14 protein-coding genes and 1 riboswitch are annotated in these 18840 nt (G+C 44.9%); of the genes, 7 read left to right on the top strand and 7 right to left on the bottom strand.

Features of this window, described 5'->3' with window-relative positions:
- Nucleotides 1-74: 74 nt before the first annotated feature.
- From hrpA to MN199_RS14295, 6 genes are all read right to left on the bottom strand, one after another.
- Nucleotides 75-3962 (bottom strand): ATP-dependent RNA helicase HrpA, encoded by a 3888-nt coding sequence (hrpA, locus tag MN199_RS14270; protein WP_335739892.1) that lies wholly within the window; start codon nucleotides 3960-3962, stop codon nucleotides 75-77.
- 84 nt (nucleotides 3963-4046) lie between these two features.
- Nucleotides 4047-4466, bottom strand: coding sequence for a CBS domain-containing protein (locus MN199_RS14275; protein WP_335739893.1), 420 nt, complete (start codon nucleotides 4464-4466; stop codon nucleotides 4047-4049).
- A gap of 100 nt (nucleotides 4467-4566) precedes the next feature.
- Nucleotides 4567-5568 (bottom strand): isoaspartyl peptidase/L-asparaginase family protein, encoded by a 1002-nt coding sequence (locus MN199_RS14280; RefSeq protein WP_335739894.1) that lies wholly within the window; start codon nucleotides 5566-5568, stop codon nucleotides 4567-4569.
- Nucleotides 5569-5698: 130 nt separating this feature from the next.
- Complete coding sequence (locus MN199_RS14285; protein ID WP_335739895.1) at nucleotides 5699-6718, bottom strand: malonyl CoA-ACP transacylase; 1020 nt, start codon at nucleotides 6716-6718, stop codon at nucleotides 5699-5701.
- Complete coding sequence (locus MN199_RS14290) at nucleotides 6715-8925, bottom strand: thiamine pyrophosphate-dependent enzyme (protein WP_335739896.1); 2211 nt, start codon at nucleotides 8923-8925, stop codon at nucleotides 6715-6717. The genes MN199_RS14285 and MN199_RS14290 overlap by 4 nt, the downstream gene beginning before the upstream one ends.
- Before the next feature lie 35 nt (nucleotides 8926-8960).
- Entirely contained in the window at nucleotides 8961-10139 is a 1179-nt protein-coding gene (locus tag MN199_RS14295) for an acyl-CoA dehydrogenase (RefSeq protein ID WP_132583148.1), read from the bottom strand.
- A 109-nt stretch (nucleotides 10140-10248) separates the two neighbouring features.
- Here MN199_RS14295 and MN199_RS14300 point away from each other — a divergent pair, with 109 nt between their 5' ends.
- Nucleotides 10249-11082: a LysR family transcriptional regulator gene (locus tag MN199_RS14300; RefSeq protein WP_335739897.1), complete on the top strand. Its 834-nt coding sequence runs from the start codon at nucleotides 10249-10251 to the stop codon at nucleotides 11080-11082.
- Nucleotides 11083-11215: 133 nt separating this feature from the next.
- Nucleotides 11216-12649 carry an exodeoxyribonuclease I gene (sbcB, locus tag MN199_RS14305; protein ID WP_335739898.1) on the top strand — a complete coding sequence of 478 codons (1434 nt, stop codon included), beginning with the start codon at nucleotides 11216-11218 and terminating at the stop codon, nucleotides 12647-12649.
- Nucleotides 12650-12683: 34 nt separating this feature from the next.
- Here the strand turns inward: sbcB and MN199_RS14310 are convergent, their stop codons facing one another.
- Nucleotides 12684-12926, bottom strand: coding sequence for a DUF4282 domain-containing protein (locus MN199_RS14310; protein ID WP_132583142.1), 243 nt, complete (start codon nucleotides 12924-12926; stop codon nucleotides 12684-12686).
- A 146-nt stretch (nucleotides 12927-13072) separates the two neighbouring features.
- A riboswitch (TPP riboswitch) is annotated at nucleotides 13073-13183 on the top strand.
- A gap of 96 nt (nucleotides 13184-13279) precedes the next feature.
- On the opposite strand from MN199_RS14310, the gene thiC reads away from it, so the two are divergent.
- The 5 genes from thiC to thiH are packed head-to-tail and all read left to right on the top strand — an operon-like array spanning nucleotide 13280 to nucleotide 18643.
- Nucleotides 13280-15064: a phosphomethylpyrimidine synthase ThiC gene (gene thiC / locus MN199_RS14315; RefSeq protein WP_335739899.1), complete on the top strand. Its 1785-nt coding sequence runs from the start codon at nucleotides 13280-13282 to the stop codon at nucleotides 15062-15064.
- Complete coding sequence (gene thiE / locus MN199_RS14320; protein ID WP_335739900.1) at nucleotides 15048-16580, top strand: thiamine phosphate synthase; 1533 nt, start codon at nucleotides 15048-15050, stop codon at nucleotides 16578-16580. The genes thiC and thiE overlap by 17 nt, the downstream gene beginning before the upstream one ends.
- A complete protein-coding gene (gene thiS, locus MN199_RS14325; RefSeq protein ID WP_165907379.1) occupies nucleotides 16564-16764 on the top strand; it encodes a sulfur carrier protein ThiS in 201 nt (66 codons plus the stop codon). Before thiE ends, thiS begins: the two co-directional genes overlap by 17 nt.
- Nucleotides 16765-16766: 2 nt before the next feature.
- A complete protein-coding gene (locus MN199_RS14330; RefSeq protein WP_335739901.1) occupies nucleotides 16767-17534 on the top strand; it encodes a thiazole synthase in 768 nt (255 codons plus the stop codon).
- Complete coding sequence (gene thiH / locus MN199_RS14335) at nucleotides 17531-18643, top strand: 2-iminoacetate synthase ThiH (RefSeq protein WP_335739902.1); 1113 nt, start codon at nucleotides 17531-17533, stop codon at nucleotides 18641-18643. Before MN199_RS14330 ends, thiH begins: the two co-directional genes overlap by 4 nt.
- Nucleotides 18644-18840 lie beyond the last annotated feature (197 nt).

The following is an 18840-nucleotide window of genomic DNA, read 5'->3' on the forward strand; positions in this document are numbered from 1 at the left end:
AGCTAGAACAGCTCTAAGTTATAGAACTTTCTGCAGGTGCTGTAAAGAGGTGTTAGCAACATGCATTGCTTTTGTTAAGTTTTCACTTCGTTAACGGCATGTAATATACGTTTAACCGAAATAGGATACGGCGTACCTAGCTGCTGTGCGTGCAGCGATACCTTTAACTCTTGCAGCATCCAATAAATATCTTGTACAAGCTCTGGTAATAACGAGCTACCCGCAAACTTGCCGAGTAAGTTTTGATAGGCATCGGCGGCTTTTTGATATTCGTGCATTAATAACCGATCACGTTGTGGGTCAGTTGGTAATTTCTCTAGTCGTTTTTGCATCGCTTGCAAATAACGCAGTAAATCATCTAACCGTGTTGCGCCATGGCGACTAACAAAGCCTTTAAAAATAAGCTCATTTAACTGTTGTTTAATATCACCTTGTGATTGCACATGGGCTAAATCTACTTTGCCTTTTAAGCGTTTTTGTATGTCGTGGCATAGCGTCAAAATTTGCTCTACTTTAAGCGCAATCGATAATACGCTCTCACCTAGTTCAGCACGCACCCGTTCGCGTAACAACGTGAACTCATCACTATTTTGCGGTATCGCTGTTTTAGCTATTAGTGCATCAACACCAGCGGCAATGCAGTCATCAATAAGCTCTAATACCCGACCAAACGGATTAAAATACAAACCAAGTTTAGCTTTGTTGGGTAACGACTCTTGTAGGTATTTTACTGGCGATGGAATATTTAGCAGCAATAAACGCCTAAGCCCCTGCTTGGTGGTTTGTAGTGCTTGTTGCGGGTTGTCTAATAACTTTATGGCTACCGAGTCACGCTCATCTACTAGCGCCGGAAAGGCTTTAATTTCATAGCCGGCCTGCAGTTTTATATATTCTTTGGGTAACTGACCAAAGCTCCACTGTGTCAGTTTATTTTGTTCAATACCTTGCTCAGCGACCTGACTTAAACTTTGTTGCACCTCGCCTTGCAAGCCTTGCTTTAATAAACCCAGCGAGCGACCTTGCTGCACTGTCGTACCTTTTTCATCGACTACTTTAAAATTCATTTTTAAATGCAGTGGCACACTTTGTAAATCCCACGCTTCGTGCGGTATATCTATGCCCGACATGCGTTTTAAGCGATAGCTGATGCTTTCAAGTAATTTGCCATCAGCTGGCTGAATACTTTGCATTAAAGCATCAGCATAGTTGGGTGCGGGCACAAAGTTGCGCCGGTAGTGTTTTGGTAACGATTTAATTAGCGCGACTAATAAATCGTGCCGTAACGCGGGTATTAACCAGTCAAACCCGGTTTCTTCAAGTTGGTTTAATAATGCCAGAGGAATAATAAGGCTAACACCGTCATCTATTTCGCCTGGGGCAAAATGATATTCTAGTGGTAAGGTTAAATTACCTTGGCGCCACATTTCAGGAAACTTATCCGCAGTAATATCGCTCGCATCACGATTTAATAAGCTGTTCGGATCAAAGTTTAGATAGTTGGCATCTTCAGCGCGCTTTTTCTTCCACCACTTGGCAAAATCAATGCGATTGTTGGCCCACTCTGGCACCCGCTCAGCGTAAAAGGCCGCTAGCGTATCTTCGTCTACCAGAATATCGCGACGTCGTGATTTCTCTTCTAGCGCCGTTACATCATCAATTAAGCGCTGGTTGTGCTGTAAAAAGGCATCGTTGCTAGCCAATTCTTGGTTAACTAAGGCTTCACGAACAAAAATACCATGGCACACTGCGGCATCTATTTTGCTATATAACACGGCGCGTTTAGCAACAATAACTAAGCCATACAAGCTAACTTGTTCATAGGCGATAACGGCGCCACGTTTTTTCTCCCAGTGCGGTTCGCTATAGTTACGATTAACCAAATGTTGCGCCAGCGGCTCTATCCACTCAGGTTCAATTTTGGCAAGGGTTCGGGCATAGAGTTTACTGGTTTCTACCCATTCGGCCGCCGCAACCCATTTGGGCTTACGCTTAAATAAATGGCTACCCGGAAAGACAAAAAAGCGGGTTTGCCGTGGGCCTAAATAATCAGCTTCACTGTCTTTAAAACCAACCTGTCCCAGCAAACCGCTAAGTACCGCTTGATGAATGGGTATATAACTGGCCGCTTGGCTATTAAGCGTGTAGCCTTGCTCTTGCATTAGCTGCGTAAGTTGTGCGGTTAAATCTTGCCATTCGCGTACCCGCAAATAATTTAAAAACTCTTGACGACACAAACGACGAAACTGGTTATTACTTAGTTCTTCTTGCTGCTGTTGTAAGTACTGCCATAACTTTAACCAGCTAGCAAAGTCAGAGTCGGGATCAGCAAAACGTTGATGACATTGATCGGCTTTTTGTTGCTTATCAAGTGGTCGTTCACGCGGATCTTGAATGGATAGCGCTGCAGCAAGCACCAGCAATTCTTGTAACGCGCTATTATCGGCGCCAGCGAGCACCATTCGCGCTAACCGTGGGTCTATCGGTAACCGCGCCAGCTTTTTACCTAATTCAGTTAGCTGCAAGCCTTGTTTACTGCTTTGCAGTGCTATAGCACCAAGCTCTTCCAGTAATTTGACGCCGTCATTAATAAAGCGGCTATCGGGTCGTTGTAAAAACGGAAACGCAGCAATATCGCCCAGCCCTAACGCCAGCATTTGCATAATAACCGAGGCTAGGTTAGTGCGCAGAATTTCCGGATCGGTAAACTCTGGTCTAGCGTTAAAATCATCTTCACTATATAAACGAATACAAATACCGGCGGCAACGCGGCCACAACGCCCTTTTCGTTGGTTAGCACTGGCTTGGCTAATGGCTTCTATTGGCAGCTGCTGTACTTTAGAGCGGTAGCTATAACGCGACAAACGCGCGGTGCCAGGGTCAATAACATAGCGAATACCTGGCACTGTTAACGAGGTTTCGGCTACGTTAGTGGCCAGCACAATGCGCCGACCACTGTGGCTTTGAAAAATGCGATTTTGCTCTGCGGCACTTAAACGAGCATAAAGCGGTAACACTTCGGTATGCGGCAGCTTTAATTTATCTAACGCATCGGCGGTATCGCGAATTTCTCGCTCACCGTTAAGAAATATAAGAATATCACCAGGAGGCTCACGGTACAGCTCATCGACAGCATCAAAGATGCCTTGCAGCTGATCGGCGTCTTTCTCCTCTTGCTCTGATATTGGCCGATAACGGGTATCAACCGGATAAGTACGTCCAGATACTTCAATAATAGGCGCATCAAAAAAATGCTTAGAAAAGCGCTGAGGGTCAATAGTGGCTGAGGTAATAATCAGCTTTAGATCAGGGCGCTTGGGTAACAGTTGTTTGAAATAACCAAGTAAAAAATCGATATTAAGACTACGTTCGTGCGCTTCGTCAATAATAATGGTGTCGTATTGGTTTAAAAAACGGTCTTGCTGAATTTCAGCCAGTAAAATACCGTCGGTCATTAGCTTAATATAAGTGTTATCACTGGTATGATCGCCAAAGCGTATTTTATAACCAACCTTATCACCCACCTGACATTCTAGCTCTTGGGCAATACGATCGCACACCGTGCGCGCAGCTAAACGACGTGGTTGGGTATGGCCAATCATACCGCTTATACCTCGGCCTAGCTCAAGGCAAATTTTGGGTATTTGCGTGGTTTTACCTGAGCCGGTTTCACCAGCAATAATCACTATCTGATTTGCGGCAATTGCAGCTTTAATCTCATCTTTCTTTTCTGAAACCGGCAACTGCAAGGCATAGTTAATTTTTGGCAGCGACTCACGCCTAGCAACAACCAAGGCTTCTGAGCGGCCTATATCCTTGGCAATACGTGCCAGCTGTTGAGTTTTTACTGTATCCGCTAGGCTTTGGCAATTATGTAAACGACGACGCAAACGAAACTGATCTTTTAATAAGCAGCCAGTAACACGAGATAGTAATTCAGGAATAGTGATAACAGGTTCAGACAAAACAACGCCCTCGTTAATAGAGGGCGTCATGCTACCAAGAGCGGTAGGTAAAAATCCAGCGTTAACGCATGGCGAGCAGCGTAACTAACTTACTTTTCGATAATGTGACCGTAATTCTTTATCTATCGCGGCTAACACATCGCTACGGGTAATAATACCCAGTAAATAACCATCATCGTCGATTACTGGATAGAGCTTAGGTTTTGCTTTAAGCATAATTTGTGCAACATCGATAATGCATTCATAAGCTTTTACTGTTAACACCGCGCTATTCATAACATCTGTAACCCTTGACGCTTGTTGGTCATGGTAAGTTGACATTAGCATGCGCTGCAAACAGTCTTGCTCAGAAATAAAACCAATAATTTTAAGCTGACTATCAACCACCGGTCCGCCGGTTTGCCGAGCACGTAACAAACGATCAACGGCCATCTCAACCGGCATATCGGCAGTAAAGGTAACCGGATACCGGTTCATATAATCAGCCACTTTTAGCGCGTCCATAGATCCCTCCGCATTACATAAATAAACAAGGTATAGATAGCTTATTAATAACTATTTAACCTGACCTTAAGGTTAGCGGAGTTTACTGTCGTTAACCGAATTAATTTTTACTTGCAAAAATTTCACTGATAACCGGACCACCTTCAGTTTTCATTGCGCGGTACATACCTTCGCTATTAAACGCCCAGCTTAATTTACCTTTATTGTCCACGACAATAACGCCACCATCGCCACCAATCTGTTTTAATTCAGCAATGACTTCCTGTGCCGCTACGGCTGCTGTTTTTTGCTGATACTTGGCTCTGGCGCATATTTCATAGGCCACTTGGTAACGAATAAAATACTCACCATGGCCGGTAGCTGATACTGCACAACTGCTATTATCGGCAAAGTTACCTGCACCTATTACCGGTGCATCACCAATTCTGCCATAACGTTTTGCTGTCATACCACCAGTAGAGGTAGCCGCTGCTAAGTTACCTTGCCGGTCGATAGCTACCGCGCCTACTGTGCCCATTTTCCAAGCTGGGTCAAACGGTATAGAGGCTTGATGCGGTTGTGGCGTCATGGCCTGTTTGGCGCGCTTTAATGACTCATAACGAAAATCAGTATCAAAATAACTATTTTCTACCAACTCAAGTTTTTGCTCTTGCGCAAACTGCTCAGCGCCCTTGCCTGCTAACATCACATGCTCTGAATGCTGCATTACCGCTTTCGCTAGCAATATCGGGTTTTTCACATTGGTAACACCGGCTACAGCGCCTGCGTTGCGATCTCGGCCATCCATAATAGAGGCGTCCAGTTCGTGAGTTTCATCAAAAGTATATACGGCACCCTTGCCAGCGTTAAACAACGGCGAGTCTTCAAGCACTAATACAGCCGCGGTTACCGCATCAACGCTAGAACCGCCTTTTGCCAGCACCTCATAACCTTGGTTAATCGCATGGCTTAACATGGCATGATACGCCTGCTCTTGCTGCTCGGTCATATTGGCGCGGTTAATGGTTCCTGCACCCCCATGGATCACTATACCAATAGGTGTAGTTGATGCTACAGCGACAGTTGACAGGCTCAGTAACCCTGCGGTAAGTAAAGCTTTCATTGTTTTATTCCTTGTCGTTATCTTACCTAGTTGTACGTTATTTCAGAATAAATCACAACAATCGACTGATCGAAAAAGTGAAACGCCACGTGATATACGTGGCGTTTTTCGACAACGAGCTATGCATTAGTTAGACACAATGCACACGTTGCTCTGGCAGCCCCATACTAAGAATATAAGGTAGCCCAGCTTGCTGCGCTGCAACAAAGTCTTGCTTTGAGCCTATACCCTGCCAGTTAATTTGAATTAGGCTTTGCGCTACCGCACCACCTAATGCACCACCTGGGCCCAGTAAAATAATATGCTCTGGCGCAAACTCTTTTACGGCGGTTTGTAACGCTAATGAAAAATCATACGTCTGACAGACTTGATGCTGCAAGGTGTAGTGCTGCAGTGCGCTTAAGCTAGAGCCCAGCGCAGGCCAAATGTGGCCTTTACCATCAATTAACGGTAACTTTGGCTGGCTAAATTGCTGCGCTGGCCATAAGTTTAATGCCTTATCTGACGCACTTTGCATTAAACGGGTATGAAAACCAGCATGCCCTGGCAATAATAGCGGGAAACGATCATCACAAGGTGGTAATGCCGCGATTGCTGATTTAACTGCTGTTTCAGTGCCAGCTAACACGGCATAGCCGCCGTAAACAATCGACATATACAGCTCGTCTTGATGCTGAGCTAATTGCTGCTGCACCAAGGCAATTCGTTGCGGGTCGGGCTGCCAGTTCTCATCAATTACCGGATAAATAAACTGGGCACCGGCACCACCTGCTGTTAGCTGTGCCATATCAATAACTAATTGCATGCCGGTATCGGGCGCCAGCACGCCAGCACAGCCCAGTGCGGTGTACCACCCCATAGAGTTACCGGTAACGGCCACAACATCAAATTGTTCGCTATTAATACTTTGGTAATCACTAACGCCAGCGGCAAAAATTAAGCCGGCCGCATTCTCGGCTTTTAAATGCTGACTACGGTTAAATACGGGCAGTTGATCCAGCTCAGAAATGGTTGTTAAGTTTCGTTCTTGTCTAACGCTGTCAAACTGCTGTAACAGGGCTTTATCGGTTAGATGCTGCGTAATATAACCCAGCTCAGGTTTGTTATAAGTGCCTCGCCCTGGGCAAACCACTAGTGCAGTTTTTTTCATGGTTTTGCCTCCTGCTTGCTGGCAGTTAATAACTGTAGCGCCTGTTCAATAATTTGTTGCTTAGACGGCAACACTGCGTAGGCTGCGCTACCTAAAGGAATAAAACTGTCTTGGGCGCACAAGCGGCTTATATGAAAATACGTAGGTTTAGCTTCATGTAATGCGGTAAATAGCTCTTCACTTAACGACCCACGGCGGCGACACTCATCAACAATTAATACCTTACGACAATTACCTAATGCTTTAATTATCAAGTCAGTATGTAATGGTACCAAGGTGCGCAAATCAAGTACGCGTAACTTATAACCTTGCTCTGTTAACTCTTTTTCCGCCTGTCGGCTAAGAAAATATCCATTGCCGTAGCTAATAATGGCTAACTCTTCACCATCGCCAAAGCAGGCTGGTTCACCCAGTTGTGGCAACGGCGTATCGGGTGTTGGGTAATCGGACAACCACAGGCCATCACCAGCACTGTGTAAATCACGAGTCATATAAAGCGCTATTGGCTCAAGAAAAATAACCAAGCGTTTTTGCTCATGGGCTAACTGCACGGCTTGGCGCATGAGCAAAGCAGCATCGGTGCCATTAGACGGACAAAACAGGATGACACCTGGAATATCACGAAACACGGCAAAGGAGTTATCATTATGAAAGTGCCCACCAAAGCCCCGCTGATAGGCTAAGCCAGCAATACGAATGACCATGGCATTATGATATTTGCCATTAGAGAAAAACGGCAAAGTTGCCGCCTCACCCCGTATTTGGTCTTCCGCATTATGCACATAAGCTAAAAACTGAATTTCCGGTATGGCAATAAAACCTTGTTGGGCTAGGCCAATGGCCATTCCCAAAATACTTTGCTCATCTAGCAAGGTATTTATAACGCGGTTACTGCCAAACTCGTGGACTAAATGCTGGGTTACGCCGTAAACGCCGCCCTTTTTCGCTACGTCTTCACCAAACACTACGGTATTATTATACTGCGCTAACACATCATGTAATGCCCAGTTTAACAGTTTAGCCAGATGCTGTTTTTTACCCATGTTGTGCTGATCAAAAGCAAACAACTTCTGCCGTGCGTCAGTGGTTAGCAATGCTGGTTGGGCTAAATATGGCCGCTCTGGTGCAATAGACGCCATCACCTGCTCTGCAGTAACCAGCTTAGGCTTAGCACTTGCCGTGGCGGCTACTCGTGCAATTTGTTGTTGTAGTGCGTTAAGTTGCTGTAGTAATTGCTCTGCATTTACTTCACCCGTTGCAAGTAAAGCTGCAGTGCAAGTAAGTAAAGGGTCTTGCGCTAATTCGGCTTCTATTTGTGCTTTAGTGCGATACGCTACTTCAGTATCAGCACCGGCATGACCAAATAAGCGTACCGTAGATAAATGCAATATTGCTGGCTTACGTTTCGTGCGCACGTAATCTGCTGCGCACTTAGCAATAGCGTAAGTTTGGGCAATATCACGACTGTCGGCAGCAAAATACTTTATTGCCGGTCTATCCGCCAAATTTTGTTCTATCCAGCCGTTGGGGGTTGGGGTTGAGATACCCAGGCCGTTATCTTCACAAACAAAGAGTATTGGCATAGGTACTTGCTGATACGCGACCCAACTGGTTGAGTTAATTGCACCCTGCGCTGTGGAGTGGTTGGCCGATGCATCACCAAAGCTACACACGGCGATGGCATCATGCGGCCATTGGCCTTTAAGAGCTAAACGCTTGCTTAGATCGATAGCAAAGGCAGTGCCTACAGCTTTAGGTAACTGTGAGGCAATGGTACTGGTTTGTGGTGGAATATTTAACGCTAAGCTGCCTAATACTTTATGTCGCCCGCCTGATATGGGGTCATCACTGCTGGCGCAAAACGATAACATCATGTCATACAGCGGTGTGCTACCGGGGTGTTGTTTACTGCGTTCAATAAAAAACGCGCCACTGCGATAGTGTAAAAACGCCGGATCAGTCACTCTTAGCGCCGCGGCAATAGCGGCGTTACTTTCATGTCCGGCACTACCAATGGTATAAAAACTCTGACCTTTGGCTTGTAGTAAACGAGACTGTAAATCCAGTAACCGGCTACACAGCTGGCTATGCCATAACTGATACAAGGTACTGTATTCAATCTCGTAACTTGAGCTATATTGCGGAAACTTACCGTCGCTTAAACGTTGCCGAAACTCATTAACCCAGGGATGCACTGCCTCTGACATAACGCGAACTCCACTATACGTATTAGACTAAGCTATTAACCGCCAAATGCCTGTAAACCGGTTTGTGCACGGCCTAAAATTAGCGCGTGAATATCATGCGTGCCTTCATAGGTATTAACCGCTTCTAAATTCATCACGTGGCGAATCACATGAAATTCATCAGCAATACCATTACCACCATGCATATCACGGGCAATGCGCGCAATATCTAAAGCTTTGCCGCAAGAATTACGTTTTATTAGCGATATTGTTTCTGGTGGTAGCATATTTTGGTCCATCAAACGCCCAGCCTGCAAACAGGCCAATAAACCAATGCTAATATCGGTTTGCATATCAGCCAGTTTTTTCTGTACTAATTGCGTAGCTGCAAGCGGTTTACCAAACTGATGACGGTCTAACGTATACTGACGCGCAGCGTGCCAGCAAAACTCCGCAGCACCCAGTGCGCCCCAAGCAATGCCATAACGAGCCTTGTTTAAGCAACCAAATGGGCCTTTTAAACCGCTGACATTTGGCAATAACGCCTCTTCAGTTACTTCAACGTTATCCATCACAATTTCACCGGTAATAGATGCACGTAGTGAAAACTTACCTTCAATTTTTGGTGCCGACAGCCCTTTCATACCCTTATCAAGTATAAAACCACGAATATCGCCATCTAGCTTGGCCCAAACCACAAATACGTCAGCAATCGGTGAATTTGTGATCCACATTTTGCTGCCATTTAATATATAACCACCGGCAACTTTCTTTGCCGTAGTGCGCATACCGGCAGGATCTGAACCCGCATCAGGTTCAGTTAAGCCAAAACAACCTACCCACTCTCCGGTAGCTAACTTAGGCAAATATTTCATCCGCTGTGCTTCACTACCGTATTCATAAATTGGATGCATAACCAGTGATGATTGCACGCTCATCGCGCTGCGATAACCGCTGTCAACGCGCTCTACTTCACGCGCCACTAAGCCATAACAAACGTAGTTTACGTTTGAGCAGCCATATTTTTCTGGCAAGGTGGCACCGAGTAAGCCAAGTTCACCCAGTTCACTCATAATTTCACGGTGAAAATGCTCTTCACGGTTAGCCATCAACACGCGCGGCATCAGTTTATCCTGACAATATTGATGCGCGCTATCGCGGATCATTCGTTCTTCTTCAGTAAGCATGCTCGAAAACGCAAATGGGTCCTGCCAATCAAAATGTGCACGTGTCATAGCAAATTCCTTAATAAAACCAGTAAAGTAATTTTTATTATTACCACATTAGCCTGCTTTAATGTACAGTTAAAATATAATAATCCTGTATCAGGTATAGTTTTTAACTATGGACATACGCCAACTCGGTTACTTTGTTGCAGTGTATGAGCAAGGCAGCATCAGCGCAGCAGCGCGGCATTGCTGTGTCGCGCAACCCTCTTTGTCTGCGGCACTGCGTCAATTAGAACAAGAATTAGAGGTAACCCTATTTGTACGTCTATCTAAAGGAGTAACTCCAACGGAAGATGGCGAAAAATTATATGGCCATGCGGGGCGCTTATTAGGGCAATTACAATCACTTAAAGCATCCTTTGTACAACCGGTTGCACGGGTTAAATTTCGGCTGGGGTTAATACGAGCTTTAGGTGTTGAGCGAATGAGCCAGCTACTGCGTGAATTCAGTAACGCGGTACCAGGGTTAGAGCTACATTTGGTTGAACCTACAGATAGCTGTGATGCGCGCATTATTACGCCGCAGTTATTAAAAGCCGGTGAAGCATTTCAACCGATTTGGCACGACAGCTATTTATTAGCCATTCCTTTAGGCTCGGCGCTAAGCTTACAGCAAGAAATACAACTCGACGACTTTGAGCAACTACCACTAATTAAGCGCACACCCTGCGATGCGTGGAACACCATATACCCTGAGCTAATTCGCCGCGGTATAAAGCCCGATTTACGCGCCGATATTCAAACTATTGAGTATGCACTTGGCTTGGTTTCAGCCGGTGTAGGTTGCGCTTTAGTGCCTAACCTTGATTCTTTATTGCAACGACAAGACCTTATATTAAGACCCGTAAACTTGCCGAAGTTAAAACGTGAACTTGGCCTTGCCTATAATAAAAATCATACGTCAGCACCACTTAGTGTATTGCTGCAACTGTGTCAGGCCACGGCATAGCTATATAATAATTTACATTTTACTGCTGGCTTATGGCAAAAACCGTGAGAGTACAATCAGTTGCTGCTACACTGGCTACAACACTGTTATTAATATTATATCTCTGACATTTTTAGACGATGATCAAAATACTATGACCGAACTTGCCAGCTTTTATTTTCATGATTACGAAACTTGGGGTGCTGATCCTAAGCGTGACCGCCCCGCACAGTTCGCAGGTATCCGTACCGATTTAGATTTAAATATTATTAGTGAGCCTGACGTATGGTACTGCCAATTAGCGAATGACTATTTACCTCACCCACAAGCGGCATTAATTACCGGCCTAACACCGCAACTTTGCAATAAAAAAGGTTTAATTGAAACCGAGTTTATGCAACGTATTTTAAGCCGCTTTAGCACACCTAATACCTGCGTGGTGGGTTATAACAATTTACGTTTTGATGATGAAGTAACGCGCCACAGCTTATTTCGCAACTTTTATGAGCCTTATGGCCGAGAATGGCAGCAAGGTAACAGCCGCTGGGATCTTATCGATACGGTTCGCGCCTGTTATGCATTGCGGCCAGAGGGTATTGTGTGGCCGCAGCGTGAAGATGGCAGCCCTAGTTTTAAACTGGAAGAGCTCACTCGCGCCAATGGCTTAGCGCACGAAAAAGCGCACGATGCGCTATCCGACGTTTACGCTACTATCGCCATAGCAAAACTGATTAAAGATAAACAACCCAAGCTATTTCACTACCTATTTAACTTACGTAAAAAGCAAAACGCAGCTGAGTTAATTGATGTTGCTAGCATGGTGCCACTGGTGCATGTTTCGTCTAAGTTTCCGGCCAGTTCTGGTTGTGTTAGCTGGATAGCACCGTTAGCGTTTCATCCAACTAATAAAAACGCCATAATTTGTTATAATTTGCAGGCCGATCCAACACCGTTACTTAATGATGATGTTGCCACCTTGCAACAAAAACTTTATACCAAAACTGCTGACTTAGCCCAAGGCGAACAGCGTTTAGGCCTAAAGCTTATTCATTTAAATAAATGCCCCGTGCTGGCACCCGCAAAAACATTAAGCGAGCAACGCGCAACAGAATTAGGTATTAATCGCGCGCAGTGTTTAGACCATTTAGACTGGCTGCGTCAGCACCCTGTTATTCAAAACAAAGTGATAGAGCTGTATCAGCAGTTAGACGAATACCCTGCCGAGTCTAACCCAGATTATCAGCTGTACAGCGGCTTTATTAGCAACGCCGATAAGCAAAAAATGCAGCAATTACATGAGTTGCCACCAGAGCACCTAGGTAGCTCTGCACCCACTTTCGCTGATGATCGCTTAAATAACCTACTGTTTTTGTATCGTGCTCGCAACTACCCGGCCAGCTTAACCGACAGCGAGCAACAAAAGTGGCAGCGCTATCGTACCGATAAGCTAATGCACGGCTTAGATAAGCCTAACTTAACCTTTGAAGAATTCGGTTTATTGTTAGAGAACCTCGCGCATGAACATGCCAGCGACGAGAAAAAAACAGCAATATTAAAAGCATTATATTTATATGCTGAGAATTTATAACTAAAAAAACACCGGCTTACACCGGTGTCTGTTTTTACTCTTTGTCGGCTAATTTTCTTAAATTATCGTGAATTTTAAATAACACGATAAGTAACTCACACCAAATTCTGACACCAATACTACCAAACACTAAAATACCTAAACCAGACCAAAAACTACCATATGCGGTAAACATGGCCCCTAATCCACTAATTACAACACCAATTAGCATCAGCCAATAAACAAAAGTAATAATTTTTGGTGTTAACATTGAATCGAAAAATAATACATCTCTCATGAGTTTTCCCTTATTGTTATTATTCCACAGGTTAACCTGTCTATAGCACGATATGGCACTAGCAAATTTTCAGCAACTCCGATGAGTCTAGTATTCTTAATTATTTCACAATCTTTGCTTTTTCATTACTTATCACTATAATCCAGCACTACTTGTCGGAGTGCCTAGCTATTTATAGCAGGCTGAGACCGTGAAAACGGGATCCGTTGAACCTGATCAGGCTAATACCTGCGAAGGGAAACAAGGGAAACGCATTATATTACGTAACATCTATCTGTATTGATAAGTTATGTTTATTCTATTGCGCCGCCCACTCCGGACAAGCAACCTCAATTTGCTAACCGGAGCTTGCTATGTCTACTGTACCAACCAATAGTCGTGATTTACGCGCCCACGCTCGGGCTTATATTAATGCGTTACAAGGTGAAACCTTTCCCGGTTCTAGCCGAAGGTATTTGCATTGTTCTATTAGTAACGTACAAGTACCTGTACGTGATATTCACCTTAGCCCTACCAAACAAGCCGACGGCAGCGAATTAATTAACCCTGCACTTTCGGTTTACGACACGTCAGGGCCTTATGGCGACCCGGCACAACAGCTGGACGTACTAAAGGGCTTACCTAAACTACGTTTACCATGGATTAAAGCACGGCAAGACGTAGCCATTTCAAATGTACCCAGCTTTGTTGATATTGCCCTAAACGAGCAAATAACCGAGTTTGAACACCAACCTTTACAAGCCAAAGCCGGCAGTACCGTAACCCAACTGCATTACGCACGCGCCGGTATTATCACTCCTGAAATGCACTACATTGCGTTGCGTGAAAACATGGGCACACAAAGCGATAACGTGCGTACCCACCAAGGTGAAAACTTTGGCGCCAGTACGCCAAAGCAAATTACTGCCGAGTTTGTCCGCAAAGAGGTTGCCGCTGGTCGCGCTATTATTCCACTAAACATTAATCATCCTGAGGCAGAGCCGATGATTATTGGCCGTAACTTTAAAGTAAAAGTAAACGCTAATATTGGTAATTCGTCGGTTAGCTCAAGTATTGAAGAAGAAGTAGAAAAGCTTATTTGGGCAACACGTTGGGGTGCAGACACCGTAATGGACTTATCTACCGGTAGGCGCATTCATCAAACTCGTGATTGGATACTACGCAACAGCCCAGTACCTATTGGCACCGTACCTATTTATCAAGCCCTAGAAAAAGTTAAGGGTGATGTTAGCAAATTAAGCTGGCAGGTATTTTATGACACTCTGGTTGAGCAAGCGGAGCAAGGTGTTGATTACTTTACTATTCATGCTGGCGTGTTAAAAGATCATGTGCCCTTAGCAGCAAAACGCGTAACCGGAATAGTGTCGCGTGGTGGCGCTATTATGGCGCAGTGGTGCCGACTATTTAATCAAGAAAGTTTTTTATATCAACACTTTGAAGAAATTTGTCAGCTGTGTGCTCGCTACGATATTTCACTTTCATTAGGCGACGGTTTACGCCCCGGCAGTATTGCCGATGCCAACGATGCGGCACAGTTTGCTGAACTGCGTACTTTAGGCGAGCTAACAAAAATTGCATGGCGCTATGATGTGCAAGTGATGATAGAAGGCCCTGGCCATGTACCTATGCAGCTTATTCAAGAGAATATGACCGAGCAGCTAAAACACTGCCATGAAGCACCGTTTTATACGCTTGGGCCATTAACCACCGATATTGCTCCGGGTTATGATCATATTACCTCAGGCATTGGTGCGGCGATGATCGGCTGGTTTGGTTGTGCCATGTTATGTTACGTCACGCCGAAAGAGCATTTAGGACTGCCGAACAAAGAAGATGTCAAACAAGGCCTTATCGCTTATAAAATTGCGGCCCATGCCGCAGACTTAGCCAAAGGGCATCCGGGTGCACAACTACGTGACAACGCATTGTCTAAAGCCCGTTACGAGTTTCGCTGGAAAGATCAATACAATTTATCTTTAGATCCGTTCACAGCTAAAGCCTACCACGATGAAACGCTAGGCCATGAAGGCGCTGACGATGAGCAATTTTGTTCAATGTGTGGGCCAAAGTTCTGCTCTATGCGCTTAAACCAGCAAATTCAACAGCAAGAGGCACAAACTGATGCCACAGCAAACTAACCCTTTAACTAAACCGATAGTCTGGACTGTCGCTAGCTCAGATAGCGGCGGTGGCGCCGGCATTCAGGCCGATTTACATAGTTTTAAAGCATTAGAGTGCCATGGCTGTAGCGTTATTGCTGCTATTACGGCGCAAAATAGCGTAGGCATTACGGCTTATGAATGTGTCAGCCCTGCGTTATTTCTAGCGCAGTTAAACTGCTTGCTAGAGGATATGCCACCGCAGGTAATTAAAATTGGTTTAATCCCAAACAGTAATTTTTTAGCACAGTTGTCACTCTGGTTAACCCAACACAAATCGGCCTACCAATTTAAAGTGGTAGCCGATCCTGTATTTAGCAGTAGTACGGGCGCCTGCTTTATCGAACAAGGTTTGTTGACTATTTGGCGGCAACAGCTATTACCTCTAATTGACCTAATTACACCTAATTTACCCGAATTAGCCTTGCTTAGCGATTTACCCAAACAAAGTATAGCCCAGCAAGTTACCCAGCTGTTTACTTGGGGCACCACAGCGGTGCTAGTGACAGGTGGTCATGATACTAGTACCCTTGATGTGATTGATAGGCTGTATGTCAACAAGTCAGAATTAACCACGCAACCAATACTCAGTCTATATAATTCACGCTTAAATACGGTTCACACTCATGGTACAGGTTGTGTATTAGCCAGTAGTATTGCAGCAGCATTAGCGCAAGACTATCCATTAACAGATGCAGTTATCCTAGGTAATGCTAGTGTGCAACATGCATTAAGCGCGGCTTATGCAACGGGAAAAGGTGCGGGTTGCGTACAACTTAACTCTTGGCCGGTTAAGGTAGAGAGCTTTCCCCGTTTAAATGTACGCGATAATTTAACCTCAACAGCACCTTTTGCCGCAATGCAGCGCCCTATCGGTCTTTATCCAGTGGTTGATAATAGCGATTGGCTACAAGATTTAGCACCTTATGGCGCCGATACCCTACAGCTACGCATTAAAGCTGGCAGTAACATGGAAATAGAACAGCAAATAACAACGGCGGTTGCACTAAGCCGAAAACATAACCTGCAGCTATTTATTAACGATTACTGGCAACTTGCAATCAAGCATAACGCTTATGGTGTGCACCTTGGCCAAGAGGATTTGCAAACTGCAGATCTTGAGGCAATAAGAACTGCAGGTTTACGCTTAGGTGTATCGACACACAGTTACTTAGAACTGCTAACGGCGATTGAACTGCAGCCCTCATACATTGCACTTGGCCATATTTTCGCTACCGATACAAAAAAAATGCCGTCTAAGCCCCAAGGGTTAGTGAAGTTGGCGCGCTATGCCAGTTTGTGTCAGCACATACCAACAGTAGCAATAGGTGGCATTAACGAGGGAAAGTTGTTGGCGGTGTTAAGTACCGGTGTTGATGGAGTCGCTGTTGTGTCAGCAATTACCGCTCAACCACAGCCAGCACAAGCCTTTATTCAGCTAAAACGCCTTATCGAACAGCATGCTAGTGAGAATTACAATGCAAATTACGCTTAACACGACCGAACTAACGGTAGCTGAAAGTATAACAGTACAGCAGCTGCTCAATGCACAAGATATCTCTGAAGTAGGCTTAGCCATAGCGATTAATAATACAGTATTAGCTAAACGCTTATGGCCGGCGCACCAGCTGCAGCAAAATGATGCGCTACAGCTATTTCAACTAGTTACCGGAGGTTAACCATGTTATGTATTGCCGATAAAACTTTCGACAGCCGCTTGTTACTTGGTAGCGGTAAGTTTTCTAGTAGCCAATTAATGCAACAAGCCGTTGCAGCAAGTGGTTGCCAACTCGTTACCTTAGCAATGAAACGACTTAACCTCGCGCTTAAACACGATGATTTACTCACGCCACTACGCGAGTTAGGGGTACAGCTATTACCTAATACCTCTGGTGCAAAAAATGCAAAAGAAGCCATATTGGCCGCCCAGCTGGCTCGCGATGCCTTAGACACTAACTGGTTAAAACTAGAAATACACCCAGATCCACGCTATTTGATGCCAGACCCGATTGAAACCCTAATTGCCGCTAAAGAATTAGTGAAACAAGGTTTTATTGTTCTACCCTACTGCAGTGCTGATCCTGTGTTATGTAAACATCTGGAAGACGCAGGCTGCGCCGCAGTTATGCCACTAGGTGCCGCTATTGGCTCAAACCAAGGTTTACAAACTCGTGCCATGCTAGAAATTATTATTCAGCAAGCCGCTATACCGGTCATCATTGATGCCGGCATTGGCGCACCATCTCATGCCGCAAATGCATTGGAACTTGGCGCGTCAGCCGTTCTGGTGAATACAGCAATAGCCTGCAGTAATGACCCTGTCGCTATGGCCAACGCGTTTCGACTGGCCTGCATGGCTGGTTCTGCCGCCTACCAAGCGGGCATCGCCACCCCATATCAACATGCAATGGCAACGAGCCCATTAACTGCCTTTTTGGATCAACTATGAGCTTTTACCATAAATGGCAAACAATAGACTGGCAAAGTTTACAACTGCAAAGCCGAGTATTTAGTGCCGCAGATATACAAGCGGTTATAAGCAAACAACGTTTAACTCTTGTTGATTTACAAGCGCTGCTATCGCCCGCAGCCGCTGCGTTTTTACCGCAACTGGCAAGCAAAGCGCAACAAGTTACTCGTCAGCGCTTTGGCGCAACAGTGCAACTATATGCACCACTGTATTTATCCAACCTCTGTGCTAACGAATGCACTTATTGTGGTTTTTCGCTTAGCCAAAAAGTAAAAAGACGTACGCTCAATCTTGCTGAAATAGAACAAGAATGCCAAGCCATTAAGGCTATGGGTATTGAGCAGGTACTTATTGTTACCGGCGAGCATGAAAACAAGGTAGGTATCGCGTATTTCCGCAATGTTTTACCGCTAATTCGGCGCTACTTCAGTACAGTACAACTTGAGGTTCAACCTTTAAGTACTGACGAATACACTGAATTAAAATATTTAGGCGTAGACGCTGTCATGGTATATCAAGAAACCTATAACCAAAGCGCATACCAAAGCCATCATTTAAGAGGCAACAAAACTGACATTGCATGGCGATTAAACACACCCGATCGGATTGGTAATGCTGGTATAGATAAAATAGGTATAGGTATTTTATTAGGCTTGTCCGACTGGCGAACCGATGCAATATTGTTAGCTCAACATTTACAATACTTACAACACCAATACTGGCAAAGTCGTTATAGCTTATCTGTGCCCAGAATACGCCCTTGTAGTGGTGGTATTGAAACGCCTTTAGCCATCAGTGACAAAGAGTTAGTACAACTTATCTGCGCGTTTCGCTTGTTCTCACCCGAGTTAGAAATAAGCCTATCAACTCGTGAATCTGCGGTATTCCGTCAGCACGTTATTCCGTTAGCAATTACCAGCATTAGTGCCGGCTCAAAAACCCAGCCAGGTGGTTATAGTGTTGCACCAGATAGCCTTGAACAATTTAGTATCGATGATGACCGAACGGTGGTTCAGGTAGCTGAGGCGTTGAAAAACCAAGGAATACAACCGGTTTACAAAGATTGGGAACACTATCTTGGTAGATAAGGCCCCTGGGCTATACTCTAGGTGTAGTAACACCTATTAACGATAACATATAGTTATTAGATCCGCGTAAGCGGGTTTTTTATTGGCTATTATTTCGCATTATTTAGCCAATTTCCAGACGTAAAAAAGCCCGACTCATACGAGACGGGCTTTCTTGAATTGGGAGCCTGGCGGTGAACTACTCTCGCATGGCGAAT

The organism is Rheinheimera metallidurans (assembly GCF_036983985.1).
Classification (GTDB): Bacteria; Pseudomonadota; Gammaproteobacteria; order Enterobacterales; family Alteromonadaceae; genus Alishewanella; species Alishewanella metallidurans.

Coding starts and splice junctions, on each gene's coding strand:
- MN199_RS14295 (WP_132583148.1), bottom strand. CDS start 10,139: ATGACACGTGCACATTTTGATTGGCAGGACCCATTTGCGTTTTCGAGC.
- thiS (WP_165907379.1), top strand. CDS start 16,564: ATGCAAATTACGCTTAACACGACCGAACTAACGGTAGCTGAAAGTATA.
- thiE (WP_335739900.1), top strand. CDS start 15,048: ATGCCACAGCAAACTAACCCTTTAACTAAACCGATAGTCTGGACTGTC.
- MN199_RS14290 (WP_335739896.1), bottom strand. CDS start 8,925: ATGTCAGAGGCAGTGCATCCCTGGGTTAATGAGTTTCGGCAACGTTTA.
- MN199_RS14285 (WP_335739895.1), bottom strand. CDS start 6,718: ATGAAAAAAACTGCACTAGTGGTTTGCCCAGGGCGAGGCACTTATAAC.
- sbcB (WP_335739898.1), top strand. CDS start 11,216: ATGACCGAACTTGCCAGCTTTTATTTTCATGATTACGAAACTTGGGGT.
- MN199_RS14300 (WP_335739897.1), top strand. CDS start 10,249: ATGGACATACGCCAACTCGGTTACTTTGTTGCAGTGTATGAGCAAGGC.
- MN199_RS14280 (WP_335739894.1), bottom strand. CDS start 5,568: ATGAAAGCTTTACTTACCGCAGGGTTACTGAGCCTGTCAACTGTCGCT.
- thiH (WP_335739902.1), top strand. CDS start 17,531: ATGAGCTTTTACCATAAATGGCAAACAATAGACTGGCAAAGTTTACAA.
- MN199_RS14310 (WP_132583142.1), bottom strand. CDS start 12,926: ATGAGAGATGTATTATTTTTCGATTCAATGTTAACACCAAAAATTATT.
- MN199_RS14275 (WP_335739893.1), bottom strand. CDS start 4,466: ATGGACGCGCTAAAAGTGGCTGATTATATGAACCGGTATCCGGTTACC.
- MN199_RS14330 (WP_335739901.1), top strand. CDS start 16,767: ATGTTATGTATTGCCGATAAAACTTTCGACAGCCGCTTGTTACTTGGT.
- thiC (WP_335739899.1), top strand. CDS start 13,280: ATGTCTACTGTACCAACCAATAGTCGTGATTTACGCGCCCACGCTCGG.